At 68.2% G+C, this 17,374-nt stretch carries 16 protein-coding genes; 5 read left to right on the forward strand and 11 right to left on the reverse strand.

Annotation, left to right across the window (positions count from 1 at the left end; genetic code table 11):
* Positions 1-114 precede the first annotated feature (114 nt).
* On the forward strand, positions 115-552 hold the full coding sequence (locus ACEOAB_RS29530; RefSeq protein WP_495653314.1) for an acyloxyacyl hydrolase: 438 nt from the start codon (positions 115-117) through the stop codon (positions 550-552).
* On the opposite strand, the gene ACEOAB_RS29535 is transcribed toward ACEOAB_RS29530, so the two are convergent.
* Genes ACEOAB_RS29535 through ACEOAB_RS29545 form a run of 3 tightly spaced genes read right to left on the reverse strand, consistent with a single transcriptional unit; the run spans position 549 to position 3,620 of the window.
* The gene (locus tag ACEOAB_RS29535; protein ID WP_413750446.1) at positions 549-1,505 is read right to left on the reverse strand and encodes a lysylphosphatidylglycerol synthase domain-containing protein; all 957 of its coding nucleotides are present in this window, start codon (positions 1,503-1,505) and stop codon (positions 549-551) included. The genes ACEOAB_RS29530 and ACEOAB_RS29535 overlap by 4 nt on opposite strands.
* Before the next feature lie 22 nt (positions 1,506-1,527).
* Positions 1,528-2,805 carry a cardiolipin synthase ClsB gene (clsB, locus tag ACEOAB_RS29540; RefSeq protein WP_413750448.1) on the reverse strand — a complete coding sequence of 426 codons (1,278 nt, stop codon included), beginning with the start codon at positions 2,803-2,805 and terminating at the stop codon, positions 1,528-1,530.
* A 20-nt stretch (positions 2,806-2,825) separates the two neighbouring features.
* Entirely contained in the window at positions 2,826-3,620 is a 795-nt protein-coding gene (locus ACEOAB_RS29545) for an endonuclease/exonuclease/phosphatase family protein (protein WP_495653315.1), read from the reverse strand.
* 218 nt (positions 3,621-3,838) lie between these two features.
* Between ACEOAB_RS29545 and ACEOAB_RS29550 the strand changes: the two genes are divergently transcribed.
* Positions 3,839-4,267 carry a hypothetical protein gene (locus tag ACEOAB_RS29550; RefSeq protein WP_056599997.1) on the forward strand — a complete coding sequence of 143 codons (429 nt, stop codon included), beginning with the start codon at positions 3,839-3,841 and terminating at the stop codon, positions 4,265-4,267.
* Positions 4,268-4,356: 89 nt separating this feature from the next.
* Here the strand turns inward: ACEOAB_RS29550 and ACEOAB_RS29555 are convergent, their stop codons facing one another.
* From ACEOAB_RS29555 to ACEOAB_RS29590, 8 genes are all read right to left on the reverse strand, one after another.
* A complete protein-coding gene (locus tag ACEOAB_RS29555; protein ID WP_056600000.1) occupies positions 4,357-4,929 on the reverse strand; it encodes a Spy/CpxP family protein refolding chaperone in 573 nt (190 codons plus the stop codon).
* Positions 4,930-5,079: 150 nt separating this feature from the next.
* Entirely contained in the window at positions 5,080-6,153 is a 1,074-nt protein-coding gene (locus ACEOAB_RS29560; RefSeq protein ID WP_495653316.1) for a flavodoxin family protein, read from the reverse strand.
* Positions 6,154-6,230: 77 nt separating this feature from the next.
* Positions 6,231-7,127: a pirin family protein gene (locus tag ACEOAB_RS29565; RefSeq protein WP_413751389.1), complete on the reverse strand. Its 897-nt coding sequence runs from the start codon at positions 7,125-7,127 to the stop codon at positions 6,231-6,233.
* A 66-nt stretch (positions 7,128-7,193) separates the two neighbouring features.
* Complete coding sequence (locus ACEOAB_RS29570; protein WP_495653317.1) at positions 7,194-7,961, reverse strand: GNAT family N-acetyltransferase; 768 nt, start codon at positions 7,959-7,961, stop codon at positions 7,194-7,196.
* Positions 7,958-9,226 (reverse strand): biosynthetic peptidoglycan transglycosylase, encoded by a 1,269-nt coding sequence (locus ACEOAB_RS29575; protein WP_413751214.1) that lies wholly within the window; start codon positions 9,224-9,226, stop codon positions 7,958-7,960. The genes ACEOAB_RS29570 and ACEOAB_RS29575 overlap by 4 nt, the downstream gene beginning before the upstream one ends.
* A gap of 10 nt (positions 9,227-9,236) precedes the next feature.
* Positions 9,237-9,806 carry a hypothetical protein gene (locus ACEOAB_RS29580; RefSeq protein WP_413751213.1) on the reverse strand — a complete coding sequence of 190 codons (570 nt, stop codon included), beginning with the start codon at positions 9,804-9,806 and terminating at the stop codon, positions 9,237-9,239.
* The gene (gene xrtQ, locus ACEOAB_RS29585) at positions 9,787-10,716 is read right to left on the reverse strand and encodes an exosortase Q (RefSeq protein ID WP_495653318.1); all 930 of its coding nucleotides are present in this window, start codon (positions 10,714-10,716) and stop codon (positions 9,787-9,789) included. The genes ACEOAB_RS29580 and xrtQ overlap by 20 nt, the downstream gene beginning before the upstream one ends.
* A 19-nt stretch (positions 10,717-10,735) precedes the next feature.
* Entirely contained in the window at positions 10,736-12,808 is a 2,073-nt protein-coding gene (locus tag ACEOAB_RS29590; RefSeq protein ID WP_413750066.1) for a VIT and vWA domain-containing protein, read from the reverse strand.
* 204 nt (positions 12,809-13,012) lie between these two features.
* Here ACEOAB_RS29590 and creD point away from each other — a divergent pair, with 204 nt between their 5' ends.
* Genes creD through ACEOAB_RS29605 form a run of 3 tightly spaced genes read left to right on the forward strand, consistent with a single transcriptional unit; the run spans position 13,013 to position 17,301 of the window.
* Positions 13,013-14,485 (forward strand): cell envelope integrity protein CreD, encoded by a 1,473-nt coding sequence (gene creD / locus ACEOAB_RS29595; protein ID WP_495653319.1) that lies wholly within the window; start codon positions 13,013-13,015, stop codon positions 14,483-14,485.
* Positions 14,482-14,886, forward strand: coding sequence for a glycoside hydrolase family 3 N-terminal domain-containing protein (locus ACEOAB_RS29600; RefSeq protein ID WP_413750064.1), 405 nt, complete (start codon positions 14,482-14,484; stop codon positions 14,884-14,886). The genes creD and ACEOAB_RS29600 overlap by 4 nt, the downstream gene beginning before the upstream one ends.
* A 9-nt stretch (positions 14,887-14,895) precedes the next feature.
* Complete coding sequence (locus ACEOAB_RS29605; RefSeq protein WP_413750063.1) at positions 14,896-17,301, forward strand: penicillin-binding protein 1A; 2,406 nt, start codon at positions 14,896-14,898, stop codon at positions 17,299-17,301.
* Positions 17,302-17,374 lie beyond the last annotated feature (73 nt).

Below are 17,374 nucleotides of genomic sequence, written 5' to 3' on the forward strand. Positions count from 1 at the left end.
GCCCTGTTCACGGCCCTTTCGGCCCTTTTGGCTCTTCCGGGCGCGGCGGCCCATGCATTCGAAGACAGCGCAACGGGCATGTACGTTGAGGGAGGCCGCGCCCCGCACGGGCAAATGGGCAGCGCCGATTCGGCCACGGTGGGCATGACCTTCCCGTGGTCACCACGCCAGCCGGTGCGCGAAGGCGCGCTCTCGGGCTACTGGGATGTGTACCTGAGCAACTGGCATGCGCCCGCCCTCGGCAACGGCCCGCGCAACTACACGCAGATCGGCGCCATCTACACCTGGCGCTACCGCTTCGACCATGGCGACTCGCCCTGGTTTGCCGAAGGCGGCGTCGGCGGCAGCGTGATGGATCACGTCTACAGGACACCCGACCGCAGCTTCAGCACCGCCTTCCAGTTCACGGAGGTGCTGGGCATCGGACGCAGCTTCGGCGAACACGGCGCGCATGAACTGTCGCTGCGCGTGCAGCACTTCTCGAATGGCGGCATCAAGAAACCGAACCCGGGCGAGACCTTCGTCCGGCTGCGCTACGCCTATCGCTTCTAGCGCCCCGCCATTCCCAGCCGCTTCGCTCTCGCCTCCGTCACCAGATAGCCCAGCGCGGCCACCATCAGGGGCAGCAGGTAGTACAGGCCGCGATAGGCCAGCAGCGCGCCGAGCAGCTGGGCTTCCGGCACCTCGTGAGACAGCAGCGCCACGAACACCGCCTCGAGCACGCCGAGCCCCGCCGGCACGTGCGTGACGACGCCGGCCACCGCCGCCACCAGCAGCACCGCGAGCACCTGCGGATAGCCGACCTGACCCTGCAGCAGGAACCAGATCACGCCGCCGATGAGCGACCAGTTGGTGCACGACATGGCGAGCTGCAGCAGCGCCATCGCCAGCCCCGGCGTCCTGAACGCATGGCCGCGCACGCGCCAGACGCGCCCCTTCGCCGCTGCGCACAGCACCAGGTAGGCCAGGGCCACCATCAGCAGCACCGCGCCGAGCATGCGCAGGTCCTCGTGGTCGATCTTCCAGCCGGGCGGCAGCGTCATCGGCCAGAAAAGGAATGCCGCACCGGCCACCACGAGGTAGCCGAGCCAGTTGGTCAGCATGCTGAAGCCGAGCACGCGCGTGATGGTCTCGTTCGCGAGGCCCAGGCGCGAATAGAGCCGGTAGCGGAAGGCAACGCCGCCCACCAGCGACCCGAGGTTGAGGTTGAAGGCGTAGCTGATGAAGGTCACGCCCATCACCGTGCCCGTGCCGAGCCGGTGCCGCGTCAGGTGCCGGCCCAGCAGGTCGTAGGTGCTGTAGAGCGCGAAGCTGCAGGCCGCCAGCGCACCGGCCGCAAGCAGGGCGACGGCAGGCAGCGAACGGATCGCGTCGAACACCTCGTCCCAGTGGATGGTGCGCGCCTGCCGCACGAGCAGCCACGCGATCAGCGCGAAGAAGCCCCACGTCGCCGCGCGGCGAATCCAGGGCCACCAGCCGTGGTGGGAGAGGGCCATGGTGCTCATCGACTCGATGCGGCGCTTCCGCTCAGGCGGCTTCCGTCCGGGTGGCGCCGCCGGCCGAGTCGCTGCGGCCGCTGTCGCGCCGGCTTGCGAGATCGGTGGCCTCGGCCGGCGTCAGGCGCGGCGCGTGTCGCGGCAGGCGGCCCAGCAGGGCCGGGTACCAGCGCAGGATGTGGAAGACGAAGAAGCTGCGCACCAGCCGCCAGCCGCTCCATTCGCTGGCGAGGTCGGCCGCCTCCACCTGTTTGCAGCTGTGCTGCATCAGCCGGTCCATGCGCTCCCACAGCACCTGGTTGAAGGCCGCGTCGCGCACGATCACGTTGGCCTCGAGGTTCAGCGACAGGCTCAGCGGATCGAGGTTGCTCGACCCCACGGTGCTCCACCTGTCGTCCATGAGCGCGACCTTGCCATGCAGCGGACGGTCGCAGTATTCGTAGATGCGCACGCCGGCATGTAGCAGGTGGTGGTAGAGCATGCTCGCGGCAGTCTTGACGATCGGCATGTCGGGCTCGCCCTGCAGGACGAGCCGCACGTCCACGCCGCGCCGCGCCGCGCGCCGCAGTTCCTTGATGAGCAGATAGCCCGGAAAGAAGTACGCATTGGCGATCACGATGCGCTTGCGCGCCGCGCGGATGGCCGCACGGTACTGCCGCTCGATGTCGTTGGTATGGCGCCGGTTGTCGCGCGTGACGAACATCGCGTCGGCCTCGCCGGCACGGACCTGGTTCTCGGGCGGCGCCAGCTTCAGCCGGCGGCGGAACCAGCCCGCGCCCTTGCCGCCGAGCGCGATGGCGCGCAACACGAACTGGTGGATCTCTCCCACGATCGGGCCCGCGAGTTCCACCGCATAGTCCTGCTTGGCTTTGGGTCCGAAATCGAGCAGGTGGTCCGCCGAATAGTTGATGCCGCCGACGAAGGCGCGCTCGCCGTCGACCACCACGATCTTGCGGTGCATGCGGCGGAACACGTTCAGCCGCTGGCCCATGAAGCGCTGGCCCGGATCAAACACCCGCACCTTCACGCCGGCCGAGGTCAGGCCCTCGATGAACTCGCGCGAGAGATCCGGCGAACCGAAGCCGTCGATCATCAGGTCGATCTTCACGCCACGCTGCGCCGCCTCGCGCATGGCGGCGTGCAGCTGCAGGCCGACCTTGTCCTCGAACAGGATGAAGGTCTCGACGATCACCTCGCGCCGTGCCTTGCGGATGGCGTCGAACACGCGCGGAAAGAACTGCTCGCCGTTCTCCAGCAGCTCGATGCGGTTGCCGCCGGTCCAGTGGTTGTTGTTGTTCCTGCTGCTCATGGCTCGCGCGCGCACTGCGCTCACAGGTCGATGTCCGCCACCAGCGGGGCGTGGTCCGACAGGTGCGACCACGGCCGGCGCGGCAGCACCACGGGCGCGTGCACGCCGGCATTGCGCACGTAAATGCGGTCCAGCGGCAGCACGGGGAAGCGGGCGGGAAAGGTCCTGGCCGCGCGGCCGTTGGCATGCACGAACACCTCGCGCAGCGCGGCGCCTTTTTCCAGGATCTCGTGCGCACGGCCGCGCCAGTCGTTGAAGTCGCCCGCCACGATCAGCGGCGCGTCGGCCGGCACCTCGTCGCGCACGATGTGGCAGAGCAGCTCGAGCTGCTGCTGCCGGTGCGCCTCGGCCTGGCCGAGGTGGGCGCAGACCGCGTGCACGTCGACGACGCGGCCCGGCAGCCGCAGCACGCAATGCAGCAGCCCGCGCTTCTCGGGGCCGCTCACGGACACGTCGTGGTTGCGGAAATGCACGATCGGGAATTTCGAGAGCAGCGCATTGCCGTGGTGGCCTTTCGGGTACACCGCGTTGCGCCCGTAGGCGAACTGCGGCCACATGGTGTCGGCCAGGAATTCGTAGTGCGGCGCCTCGGGCCAGTTGCTCACCCTGCGCGAATGGCGCGAATGGGTGCCGAGCACTTCCTGCAGGAACACCACGTCGGCGCCCACGGTGCGCACGGCGTCGCGCAGCTCGGGCAGGATGAACTTGCGGTTGAGCGCGGTGAAGCCCTTGTGGGTGTTCACCGTCATGACCTTGAGCGAGGTCGGCGAGGCCTGCGCGGACGCCGCGGCGTCTGGAATGGGAGAGGAGGACATCGTTGTGCAAGTTGTACGTTGCCGCGCCCCTCCTGCCTGTAGGAACTCGCCACCTCCTTCCGCCCCCCTTTCACGCGTGGGCGGCCGGCTCCTACAGGCAGGCCTGCCGCACCCCCACACGGTGGGAATTTCGCCGCTCCTACGGTGATTTTCGAGGGCTCGGGAAGCAGCCCGCGTTTCATCCTCGACACCGACACAAAGCCACAAGGAGCACATCCATGAAGCAAATTACTTTTCACGCCACGGTTCTCGCCGCGTTGTTGGGCATGGCCGGCATCGCGTCGGCACAAGCCACGTCCATGCCCGCCCAGCCCGACCCGTCGGTGGGCGGCGAAGCCAGCACCATGACGCCTGCCGGCGTCGCAAATCCGCCGCAGCGCCCCGACGCCTCGATGCCCGTCTCGCGCGAGGCCGTGAAGGCCGAGGCCCGTGCGCAAAACCGCAACAATGCCAACAGCGTGGTGCCCAAGGGCGAGGCGTCCACCACCGTCAACCACCAGCCCAACGCCATGCCGCAGCCGACCGGCGAGATGTCCCGCGCGGAGGTCAGCCAGACGGGGCGCAAGGTCAAGCCGCAGTTCGGCCAGAAGGGCGAACGCCCCGAAGTGGTGACCAATCCGACGGACAAGACGGGCACGCCGCAGTAAAACCCGCCCGTCGATGAGAAAAGCCCGCAGCGCTTTCGCGTTGCGGGCTTTCATTCGATGGCGCCGTCACCGGCGCAGCGGGGCGCGGATCAGCCCTTGGCAGGTGCCGGCGCACCGCGCTGGCCTTCATGGCCGCGGTGACCGTCGTGGTCACCCCGGTGGCCACCGAAGTGCACAGTCTCGGCGTCGAAGGTCTTCTGCTGCTCGGGCGTCAGCGCGGCGTAGAAAGTCTTCGTGGCTTCGGCGCGCTTGGCGAACATCGCGCTGCGTTCGGCACGGCGAGCCTCCATGCGCTCCAGGCGCTGCGGCGTGGTCAGCTTGGCGAACTCGGCTCGGTCCATGTGCGGACGCGGACCGCCGGGCGGCTGCGTCGCGGCGGTGAAGGTGCTCCATGCGCCTTCCTGGGCCGCAGTGAGCTTGAGCTTTTCCTTCAGGGCGGCAAGACGCTTGGTGCGGCGCTCCTGCATGCGCTCCATGCGCTGGGCGGGGTCCATGCGCTTGTGCTGCGCCTTGGGCGCCGCGGCGTTGTCGGCCTGGGCCACCGCGGCGGTGGGTGCGGCTGGGGTGGAGGCGGCCGGCGCTTGAGCGAACGCGCCCGAAGAGGCGAGGGCGGCCGAACCCAGCAGGCTGGCCCAGACGATGCGTTGGCGAAGAGAAATCATGAAAAGTGCTTCCTTTCGAAGAAGCCCGCCACCGATGGGCAGCAGGTGAGACGAAGTGTGGAAGCGCTCTGTATCGCCTCCGTTAGGCCGGCGTGAGCTTGCGTAAAGAATGATGTACAGCGAGCGCGAAGCGGCCTGTGGCGTGACTTTTTACTTGGGCCGCGGCCGCTTCAGCCCGCGGTCGGGCACCTGCAGCCTGCCCGCGCGCAGGTCGCCGACCGCGCGGGCGACGGCACGCGCGACGTTGCGCACTTCTTCCTGCACGTCGGCGTCGGCATCGAGCGCGTCATGGCTGGTGGCGTAGGGTTCGTAGTAGCCGATGTAGCGATCGAGCAGCGCCTGCGTGCCGGCGTCGACCAGGCCCATCCAGTCGAGCCAGTCGGCGAGGCTGCGGCGCACGCTCTCCACGCCTGCCACGTCGCCGTGCACCACCACGCCGTAGACGCGGCCGTCGAGGTGCTTGGGATAGCCCCAGCCTTCGAGTTCGAGCGCCTTGGCCTCCTCGGGCTTCTTGCCGTGCGTGCTGGTGGGGTCCGGGTTGCCGCCGTCGGCGCACACGAGGCGGTCGATCATGAGCTTCAGCGGGCTCGCCGCCTGGTACCAGTGCGTGGGCGTGAGCAGGATCACGCCGTGCGCGGACACCCAGCGTTCGTAGATTTCGTTCATCCAGTCGCCGGTCTGGCGCAGCGAATGGTTGGGATAGCAGCTGCAGGGCCAGTGGCACAGCGGCATGGCGGTGGAGACGCAGCCCTTGCATGGGTGGATCTGCCGGCCGTACTCGGAGGTGAGCAGGCTCAGGTCGAGCAGGTCGGTCTCGATGCCGCTGCCGCCGAGCACTTCGCGCGCGAGTTCGGTCAGGCGCCATGTCTTGGAGACTTCGCCGGGGCAGGTGCCGTCGTTGCGCGGCGAACCGTTCACCAGCAGCACGCGCGAAGGCGTCTGCGGCAGGCCCCAGGCGAGCTGCGCCGCGTCGATGCGGGCCTTGGCTTCGAGCCAGTCGACGGACAGTTCGTAGTCCGGGTCCGCATAGCCGGGCCCCGCCCTGTGGGTGACGGGCGCCTTGCGGCCTTGCTCATAGGCTTCCCAGGCGATGATCTCGATGCGCCGCAGCGAGTCGGCCTCGGCCTGGAAGGCCGGGTCCTGGAAGGGCTGCATGAAGCGTTCGTGGAACTGGGCGCGTTGCAGCGTGGCGGGCGCCTGTCCTTTTCGGATCGTGGTGGGCATGAGCACAATCTAGATGGCCCATGCGATGGCCGGAACCCTGCCCGATGCCGACTTTCGGTAGGTGGGCGACTACAGGCTCAGCCCAGCTTGCCGTTCTGGAAGTCGTGCACCGCCTGCTGGACCTGCTCCTGCGTGTTCATCACGAAGGGGCCGTACTGCGCGATGGGCTCGTGCAGCGGCTTGCCGGCGATGAGCAGCGCACGCGCGGGGCTGTGGTTGGTCGCGCCCGCGCGCAGCACCACGCCGTCGCTGCCTGCGTCGTTGGCCAGGATCGCCATGCGCCGCGTCGGGACTTCGCTGCCCGCGATCCACAGCGATTCGCGGAACACGTAGACCAGCGCGTTGTGGTCGTAAGGCAGCGGCTGCGCGAACTCCGCGCCCGGGGGCAGCGTGATGTCGAGGTACAGCGGCTCGGTGTGCTCGCGCCGCACCGCACCCTCGATGCCGTGGCTCGCGCCCGCGATCACGCGCACGTGCGCGCCGCCGGTGGTGGTGAACTCCGGGATCTCCTCGCTCTGGATGTCGCGATACCAGGGCTCGCGCATCTTGTCCCTGGCCGGCAGGTTGAGCCACAGCTGAAAGCCTTCCATCAGGCCTTCTTCCTGCTCGGGCAGCTCGCTGTGCACGAGGCCGCGGCCGGCGGTCATCCACTGCACGCCGCCGTTCTCCAGCAGGCCTTCATGGCCGGCGCTGTCGCGGTGGCGCATGCGGCCGGCGATCATGTACGTGACGGTCTCGAAGCCGCGGTGCGGATGATTGGGAAAGCCGCCGATGTAGTCGCCCGGGTTGTCGCTGCCGAAGGCGTCGAGCATCAGGTAGGGGTCGAGCCGCTTCTGCAGCGGCTGCTGCAGCACGCGGGTGAGCTTGACGCCGTCGCCGTCGCTGGTGGAGACACCGGCCACGATGTGGTCGATGCCGCGCGGCGTGGCGACGGGATCGGTGGGATGGTTGGCGTGGTGGTTGGCGTTCGTCATCCGTCCATGGTGGCACTAACGCGCCCACCGCGCCACCCGCGGCCTTTCAGCGGGCGGCTTGGAGTGTCATGGCCACTGCTGGCGCTGCCAGTAGCAGTATTTCCACTGCGTTTCGAAGCCGGCGCGGCGGTACAGCGACAGCGCCGCATGGTTCTGCGCATCGACCTGCAGGAACACCCGCTCGAAGCCGCGCGCCGACGCGGCCTGCGCCAGCCCGGCCAGCACGCGCGCCGCCAGGCCCCGCCCCCGCTGCGCCTGGTCGGTGCGCATGCCGTGCACGCTGGCCCAGCCGTGTCCGAACGCCATCGCGCCCGCCGCCACCGTGCGGCCGCCTTCGCGCACGCTCGCATAGAGCGAGCCCTTGGCGCGCGACAGCATCCGCACGCGATGGGCCCCGTCCACCGGATCGAAGCCCTCGCCGAGGAACAGCGCCGACCAGGCGGCGTCGGGCGCGTGATCGACGTCAGCCAGCGCGCCGCCTGCGACCACCTGCCGCATGCGCTGCGCCGAGCCGGCCTGCACGCAGGTCGGGCTGTCGCCGATGTAGTGGCGCCGCTCCAGCTCGGCGCGCAGGCCCTCGAAGCAGGGTGCGTCGGCGAGTCGCAGCGCGGGCGTGAGCTGGCGGCTGTCGTAGCGGTCCTCGATGCGGTCGAGCGTGCCGTGGTCGACCTCGCTGCGGTGCAGCGGCACGGCCGACCTCGCGCGTTTCACGGTGCCGCTGGCAAAGGGCAGCAGCCAGCCGTCGAGCTCCTCGGTCAGGTCGGGCGACACCGCGGCGATGGTGGCGCGCTCGATGGCCTCGATATCCGGGACGCCCAGGGATGTGGTGTTCATTGTTTCGTGGCCTCCGGTGCCGTGAACTTCGCCGCGGCCACGCCCTTGAGCAGCGCTTCGCGCTGGTTCCGGCTGATCCCGCGGATGCCCTCGGCAATCCACTTGATGCGGTCGGCGTCGACGTGGCCATCCTGCCGCCATTGTTCGAGCACGGCCTGCGGCTTGTGCAGCATGGCGGCGAGCCACACCGCCTGTGCCGGCTCGAGCGTGCGCGCGCTGCGCTTGAAGTAGCGGCGCGCCGCGGCCTCGGCGCCGCAGGCGTTGCCGCCCCACGGCGCGTTGTCCAGGTACAGCTGCAGGATGCGGGCCTTGCCCAGCGTCTGCTCCATCTCGACCGCGTAGAGCAGCTCGCGCAGCTTGCGCTCGGCGGTGCGGTCGCTGCCCGTCACCAGCAGCTTGGCCAGCTGCTGCGTGATGGTGCTGCCGCCGCGCCGGGTCTGGCCTGGCTTCTGGTTGTTGTCGATCGACGCGAGGATCTCGGTCAGGTCGTAGCCGTTGTGAGTGAAGAAGCGCTGGTCTTCGGCGGCGATGACGGCGCGCGCCAGCCAGCTGTCGTTGGCGAGCCTGGCCGACGGTCCGCAACTGGTGCGCGCGTTGAGCATGGCCTCGGTGCCCAGCCCCTCGACGGTGAACTGGCTGATGACGGGCTGCACGGCGAAGGTGGCCTCGGGCAGCACGAGCTGGCCGCGCAGCGCGAGCGTGCCGCCGATGCGTGCGCGCTGCAGCTCGGGCAGTGTGGGCACCAGCACCGCGTACCAGCGCTCGATGGGCGCATCCTGCACGCTGGCATTGAGCTGCAGGTTCTTCAGCGTGACCTTGCCGTCCCAATGGCCCTGCAGCCGGGTGGTGTCGGTGCTCTGGGGCGTGGCTTCGAAGGTGCCGTTCAGCGTGTTGCCGTCGCGCTTCACGGTGGCGAGCAGGCGCTCGATCCTGATCGGCTGGGTGCCGAGCGCCGGCACTTCGGCGCTGCAGGGCGCGCACTGCATTTCGAGCAGCTCGCCGGCCGGCTTCCAGGCGAAGCGCACGGTGCCGAAGCGGGTGTCCAGCGAACGCCCGTCGAGATACGGCGCGAACCACGGCGAAGTGGCCACGCGCACGGCCGTCGGAACGCCGATCTCGAAACTCAGCGGCCCCGCCTTCACCGTGGTGCTCCATTCGCCGGCAGCCGGAGCGAGCGCCAGCTTGGCTATCAGGAAGATAGCCACGCAGGCCGTAATGACCAGGGCCAGCAGGCCGAAAAGCACGAATCGCAGGGTCTTCTTCACAGGCACGTTCTCAGATCGGTCTCGCCACGGTGACAGCTTGCCACGGCCCATGGGATTGGCCGCTGGCCGCTGCCCAGTACCAGCTTGAAGTGTCTGTGAAAGCGGTGCCCCGGGCATCGACGATGCGCTCGCAGACGCGGATTTTTTGCGCTCCGTGCCGTTGCGCAACAAAACAGCGCCACAACCGTTCCTGCGCATCGCGTTCCAGGCGCGCCTGTTCGATGCGATAGCCCAGCGCACGGTAGCAGTCCGCGGCCGGATGCAGCATGCGCGTGGGCTGCGTCACCTCGCGCATCACCAGCGTCTGCGCGCCGTCGGTCATGCGGCCGATGGCGCCGGGGAAGCGCTCGGCAAAACGCTGTTCCACGTCGCTCAGGGCCAGCGGGCGCAACGGAACGCCATCCCATTCACTCGGCCATTCATGCGGCACGGCGGCGGCGACCTGTTCGGCCGGGGCACGCACCACCGCGGCGGCCGACCACAGCACGCACAGCAGCATTGCCAGCGCGAAAGCCGTCTTGTGGCCGATGCGATTGATGAAATGGTTCGCAAACCAGCGTTCAAAGAACGGTGTCGACATGGCGGCCTCCGTGGGTGGTGATCAGGCCCGGGATGGGCAGTTCGGCCGGCTCGGGCACGGGTCGTGCCGGCACCATGAGGCGGGCGATGACGCCGCACACGAGGGCCAGCACCAGCAGGCCCAGCGCGTTGTGCGCCCAGGGTGCGAGCGGATGGCCTGCGCCCTCGAAGGCGATCAGCACGCTGTTGCGCACGATGTTCCCGGCCAGCACGAGGAGGCCGACCATCGGCAGCCGCCGCATGAAGGCCCGGTCGCTGCGCGACGCCCACAGCGCGACCGCGCAGGCCGTGAAGTAGCCGAGCCACACCATCTGCACGCCGGAGCAGGGCGCATCGACGACCACGAGCCGGCCGTCGATCACCAGGCTCGATCCTTCGCGCGCCACCTCGAAGGCGGGCGCGAGCAGCCAGCGGCTGGCCTCGGCCGTCACCACGCGCAGCGGATAGCCGGCATAGAACTGCAGCGACGACAGCAGCGGCAGCGCGAGCACCGCGAGACCGGCCACCGGCAGCGCAGCCACGCGACGCGGCAGGAAAGCGAGCAGCCCGCACGCCAGCGACAGCACGGCCACCAGCCCCGCCGCGAGCGGCGGCAGCGCAGGCATGAAGCCAAGCCCCGTACGCAGCAGCGTCGCGAGCACGGTGCTCGCGCCCGCCAGCGCGAGCCAGCCCAGACGCGGCGAGGCGCGCAGTTCGCGCCGGCGGCTCCAGGCCAGGGCGGCGAGCGCGACCAGCGCCAGCAGCCCCATCGGATCGTCGGAGCCGTCGCGCATGCGCTGCGCCATCCAGGCCCAGGTCGGCATTAGCGCGACGAACTGCAGCCCGAGCCAGCCTGCGGCCGGCGTGCGATCGATGTGGATGCCCCAGTCCACGATGCGCGGGTGGCGGTGGGCGAGCGTTGCCAGAGACATTTTTTTCTTTCTCGATGGATCAGGCGGTAAAGCGGCGGGCGTCGTTGCGGCGCGCGCGGCGGCGCAGCATGGCCAGCATCGACAGCACGACAGCGATGGCGCCCAGCGATTCGGGCTCGGGCGTGCTCGGCACCTCGGCGCCCAGCGCAAGGTCGCTCACGCCTTGCGGCATCGGCAACGGCTGATTCACGTCCACGCTGTTCTGCGGTGCCACGTTGCGCACCACCTTGTCGACGGCGATGAAGCTCGTGTACTGCGTGAGCAGGCTGTACTTCAGGCCGAGTTCCGTAATGCGCTCCTTGAACGCCGCGCCGCCTTCCAGCGTTTCCTGGTCGCTCAGGCTCTGGATGCGATGGCGGGCCCACAGCGTGCGCAGCGCGGCCGAATCCTGGCGGGTGCGCTCGTCGATGCGCACTTCCTGGCGGTAGGGCCCGTTGGCGCTGCGGCCTTCGATGATCACGCGGCCCTTGGCTTCGCCGCGCCACTTGCCAAACACGATCACCGGGCGCTCGCCGAGCACGTCGGGCAGCGCCTGCGGCTCCACGTCGTACACGTCGAGCCCGCCGAAGGTGGCCTTCACGCTGGTGAGCACCGGCGACTCGACCATGCGACGAAAGCGCGCGGCCTGCTCGGGCGCCTGCACCGGGTCGGTGATGATGAAGGGCTCGCCCATGCCGGCGCGCGCAATGCCTTCCATCAGGCTGCGGTTGACCGACGAGCCGATGCCGAAGGCGAATACGTTGGCCTTCGAGAGGTTGTTGCGCACCAGCTCGAAGGCTTCGCGCTCGACCGTCACGTAGCCGTCGGTCACCACCACCACCGTGCGCGACACGTTCTCCTCCTTCGGCTCAGCGTACACGCGCTTGAGCGCCGGAATCAGTTCGGTGCTGCCGCTGCCGCTGTAGTTCTGGATGGTGGCCAGCGCCTGCTCGATGTTGGCGCGCGTGGCCGGCACCGACTTCGGCGACAGCATCCTGTTGCTGCCCGAGAACAGCAGCACGTTGAAGGTGTCGCTCGGCCGCAGGCCGCCGATCAGGCGTTCGAGCACCGTCTTCGCGGTGTCGAGCGGAAAGCCGTGCATCGAGCCCGAGATGTCGACCACGAAGATGTAGTCGCGCGGCGAAATCGCGCTGGCGGCCACGGCCTTGGGGGGCTCGACCATGGCGAGGAAAAAGTTCTCGGCGCTTCCATCCAAGTTTTGTCCCTGGCCCTTGTAGAGCATCAGGCCCGATTCGATTTTTTCACCCGCCAGGCGGTAGTCGAGCACGAAGTCGCGGTTGTCGGCGGGGCGGCCATCGGCCGTGAGCACGATGTCGGCGTGCTGGTCTTCGTCGCTCTTCTTCACGTCGATGGCGTGCGTGGCCGAGCGGATTTCCTTCAGGCCCATCGGCGTGTCGATGCTGGCCTTGAGCTTGAAGCTGGTGTTGGGCGCCACGCCCGCGGCCAGCGTCGGTTGCGCGACCCATTTGGCTTGCGCGTTCTCCGACTTCGGGCTGTTGTAGCGCGGCCCGACCACGGTCGGAAACACGAACTGGTAGTTGCCCGACTGCGGCACCAGCAGCTCGGTGTAGCGCAGCTCCACCTTCACATCGTCGCCCGGCAGGATGTTGGCGACGTTCATCTGGAACACGTTGGGCAGGTGCTGCTCGAGCAGCGCGGCGGTCTTGCCTTCTTTCTTCGCCGTGTCGTACTCGATCTGTGCCTGCTGCTTCTCGCGGATCTGCGCGGTGATGAGCCGGTCGGCCAGGCGCACGTTGAGGCCGCTCACGGCGGCCTTGGTCGAACCGGGAAACACGTATTTCGCCTCGATGGCGCGCTGGCCTTCGTTGCGGTAGGTCTGCGTGACCGTCACGTCGGCGATCACGCCCGAAATCTTCACCGAGACCTCGGTGCCCTTCAGGGGCAGGCGGTCGACCGAGGGGTCATCGCTCTTCACGAAGAAATAGGGGCTCTCGGTCTTCAGACGCGCTCCGGCGGGCGCTTCCTGCGCATGCGCCGGGCGCGCGCCCATGGCGATGAAGCCCGCGGCCGCCAGGCTCACGGTGGCGAGCCAGAGCCAGCGGCCGGGACGTGGGGTGGTGTGGGCATCCATGGCGAGGTTCCTTGTCCGTGCGAACTTGCACAGCCGCAACTGTCGGCACCGCACGAGAAGGCAGTTGGAAGGCGCGTTGAAGTCGAACGGCGCCATCGGCCGCTGTGTGAAGTCTGTGTGAAGCGAGGCGGCGCACACGCTTCACACGGCCTTCGGGTCGCGCGGCGAGCATCACGGCTTCGCTACAGACGAGGAGAGAAAAAAATGCTTCAGTTGTTCAAGGCCGTGCTGAATTCCATGCTGGCCAAGGTCGCCGGCCTGTTGTTCCTGCTGCTGCTCCTGTGCATTCCGCTGGGGGAGATCCAATCGATCAACCGCGCCCGCGGCGAGAGCCAGCGCGAAGCGGCCGACGAACTCGCCGCCACCTACGCCGGGCGCCAGACGATGGTCGGCCCGCTGCTGCTGGTGCCGTACGTGGAGCGCTGGATGGAGCCGCTGCGCAACGCGCAGGGCAAGGTGATCGGCCAGGAGCCGCGCAGCAAGGAAATGGCCCACGTGGTGTTCCCGGACAAGCTGCACATCGAAGGCTCGATGGCTCCGCAGGAACGCTACCGCGGCATCTTCAGGATTCCGTTCTACACACTCAGCGCCACGCTCACCGGTGGCTTCGCGGCCTTCGACCTGAACGCCGTGGCGCACAGCGAGACCGATTCGAAAATCGAATTCAAGGTGCCCTTCATCGCCTTCAACGTGAGCGACCTGCGCGGCCTCGACGGTTCGCCGGCGATGACGATGGGCGGCGAGGCACTGCGCTTCAGGCAGCGCGTGCCGGGCTTGGCCGACGGCGCCTGGTTTGCCGATGGCATCCACGCACCGGTCACGGGCGCGGCGCTCACCGCATGGCAGGCCGGTACGCCGGTTTCGTTCGACATGAAGCTCGGCCTGGTCGGGCAGGACACGCTCGCCATCGCGCCCATCGCCGAGGAAACGACCGCGCACCTGAGCTCGCCCTGGGCGCACCCCAGCTTCGGCGGGCGCTTTCTCGCGGCCGAGCGCAGCGTGACGCCGCAGGGCTTCGACGCGCACTGGCGCGTGTCTTCGCTCGTGACTTCCGCGCGCACCTGTTCGCGCGCGGATCTCTCGGCCCGAGGCGGTCCCGCCGACGACAACGCCGCCGCCGCAGCTGTTGCTACCACCGCGCACCGCAACACGGGTCCGCTGCAGACCTTCGACGTGTCGCTCGCGCAGCCGATCAACGTCTATTCGATGAGCACGCGCGCCGGCAAGTACGGCGTGCTGTTCATCGGGCTGGTGCTGATGGCCGCCTTCATGTTCGAGCTGTTCCGCAAGCTGCGCCTGCACCCCATCCAGTACGGGCTGGTCGGCTTGTCGATCGCGCTGTTCTTCCTGCTGCTGCTCGCGCTCTCCGAGAAATTCGCGTTCTGGATGGCGTACGCAGGCGCCGCCACGGCGAGCGTCGCCCTGCTGGCCGTGTACTTCAGCGCGGTGCTCGGAGGCTGGCGGCGCGGCCTGTCGTTCGGCGCCTTCGTTGCGCTGCTCTATGGCGCGCTCTACGGCCTGCTGGCTTCCGAAAGCAATGCGCTGCTGCTGGGCGCGCTGCTGATCTTCGGCATGCTGGCCGTGCTGATGCTCGTCACGCGCAAGGTCGACTGGTATGCGCTCTCCCGCCGCGTGGAACCGGCTCCGGTCGCGGCACCCGAAGCGCAGGCGGCATGAAGCTGCTGAGGGCGCGCGGCCGGAAACCGTTTCAAGACGTGTCGAAACATTCGGATGCCGCGATCATGCCGGGCCATGTCATCCTTGTGGAACTCGACGCCGAATATCCGGTCTCTTTCTCGCGCAAAATCGTGCAACAGGTGATTCGAGGCGAATGGGGCTGCCAGGGCCTGCTCGTCACCGACGATCTCACGATGGGCGCGGCCTGCAACCGCGGTCTTTGCGATGCCACCGTTCGTGCCCTCGGCGCCAGCGTGGACTCGTTGCCGATCGCCTTCGACCAAGACAAGTATTTCGATGCCATGCATTGCGCGCAGCAGGCGGCGCAGTGCGGCGCGCTCGACCTCTCGATGCTGGAACGCAGCAGCGCGCGGCGGCTCCAACCTTTCGCTAGCCAGTAGCCAATTCCTATGTTCAAACGCTCAAGCCCCAAACCTTCCGACGACGACAGCGCGGCGCCGAACGATCCCCGCCGCCGCTGGAAACGCATTGCCGGCTGGGGCGCCATCGGGGTGGGCTCCGGCGCGCTCGTGGTGCTGGTCGCGGCCATCGTCGCGGTGGTCGCCATCTACCCGAAGCTGCCCGATGTCTCGGAGCTTTCCGACTACCGCCCCAAGCTGCCGCTGCGCGTGTACTCGACCGAGGGCCAGCTGATCGGCGAGTTCGGTGAAGAGCGCCGCAACCTCACGCCCTTCGCCAGCATTCCGAAGGTCATGAAGGACGCTGTGCTGGCCGTTGAAGACGCGCGCTTCTATGACCACGGCGGGGTGGACTACAAGGGCTTCCTGCGTGCTGCGGTCGCCAGCCTGAAGGGTGGCCGCAAACAGGGCGCATCGACCATCACGATGCAGGTGGCGCGCAACGTGTACCTGAGTTCCGAGCGGACGATGAGCCGCAAGACCTACGAGATCCTGCTGGCGCTGCGGCTCGAACGGCAGCTCACCAAGGACCAGATCCTCGAGATCTACCTGAACCAGATCTACCTCGGCAACCGCGCCTACGGCTTTGCCGCCGCGGCCGAAACCTACTTCGGCAAGCCGCTGCAGAACGTCACCGTCGCCGAAGCCGCGATGCTGGCCGGCCTGCCGAAGGCGCCCGGCGCCAACAACCCCGTGGCCAACCCGCGCCGCGCGCGGGCGCGCCAGCTGTACGTGATCGACCGCATGCACGAAACCGGCTTCATCACCGCCGAGCAGGCCGCCGAAGCCAAGAAGGAAGAACTGCACCTGCGCGACGCCGCCGACCCGAACCGCCTGCATGCCGAATACGTGGCCGAGACGGTGCGCCAGATGATGTACGCGCAGTACGGCGACAGCATCTACACCAGCGGCATGAAGGTCTACACCTCGCTCGTGGCGGCCGACCAGGCTGCGGCCTACCGGTCGCTGCGCAAGGGCATCATGGACTACGAACGGCGCCAGCCTTATCGCGGCCCGGAGAAGTTCGTCGACCTGCCGACCGAGCAGAAGGAAGTCGACGAGGCCGTGGACGACGCGCTCGCCGAGCATCCCGACAACGGCGACGTGGTCGCTGCCGTGGTGCTCGACGCGAACGCGAAGGAAATCAGCGCCGTGCGCGCCAATGGCGAAACCATCCAGATCACGGGCGATGGCCTGAAGCCCGCGCAGTCCGGCCTTGCCGCGAAGGCGCCGCCCAACATCAAGATCCGCCGCGGCGCAGTGATCCGCGTGGCGAAGACGCCGAAGAACACCTGGGAAATCACGCAGCTACCGGAAGTCGAAGGCGCCTTCATCGGCATGGACCCGCGCAGCGGCGCCATCAAGGCGCTGGTGGGCGGTTTCGATTTCGGCAAGAACAAGTTCAACCACGTCACGCAGGCCTGGCGCCAGCCGGGCTCGAGCTTCAAGCCCTTCATCTATTCGGCCGCGCTCGAAAAGGGCTTCACGCCCGCCACCGTGGTGAACGACGCACCGCTGTACTTCGATGCCGCCGTCAACGGCGGCCAGCCGTGGGAGCCGAAGAACTTCGAGGGCACCTACGAAGGCCCGATGCCGCTGCGCACCGCGCTGATGAAATCGAAGAACCTCGTCACGCTGCGCGTGCTGCAGTCGATCGGCGCGCCCTATGCGCAGGACTGGGTCACCAAATTCGGCTTCGACAAGGACAAGCATCCCGCGAACCTGCCGATGGGCCTGGGCGCCGGCTCGGTCACGCCGATGCAGATGGCGGTGGGCTATTCGGTGTTCGCCAACGGCGGCTATCGCGTCAATCCGTACCTCGTCACGCGCGTCACCGACCTGAGGGACAAGGTGATCATGGAAACCGAAGCGCCGGTGCTCGACGAAACACGCCGCGCCATTCCGCAGCGCAACGCTTTCATCATGGACTCGCTGCTGCAGAGCGTGGTGAAGAGCGGCACCGGCTTCAAGGCCCACCAGGCACTGAAGCGCGACGACCTCTATGGAAAGACCGGCACCACCAACGATTCCTTCGACACCTGGTTCGCGGGCTTCCAGCCGACCATGGTCGGCATCGCGTGGATCGGCTACGACACGCCGCGCCAGCTCGGCGTGCGCGGCGAAACCGGCGGCAGCCTGAGCCTGCCGATCTGGATCGGCTACATGCAGACAGCACTGCAGGGCGTGCCCGTGACCCAACCGGCCGAACCGGCGGGCGTGGTGAACGTCGACGGCGAGTGGTACTTCGACGATTTCACGCCGGGCCACAGCGTGGCGAGCCTGGGCCTGGAAAACAACGAGGCGCCGCCACCGCCGGCCGAAGAACTCACAGGTGCACCAATCGGCGCACCGCCACCGCCCGAAGAGCGCAACAAGATCCTCGATTTCTTCCGCTAGAGGTCGAAGCGAAAAAAGCGAAGGCGGGTCGCGGTGCCTACACTCGGTGCTGCTTCCCGCCTTCTTTTTTTCT

Source organism: Variovorax sp. Varisp53 (genome assembly GCF_059491555.1).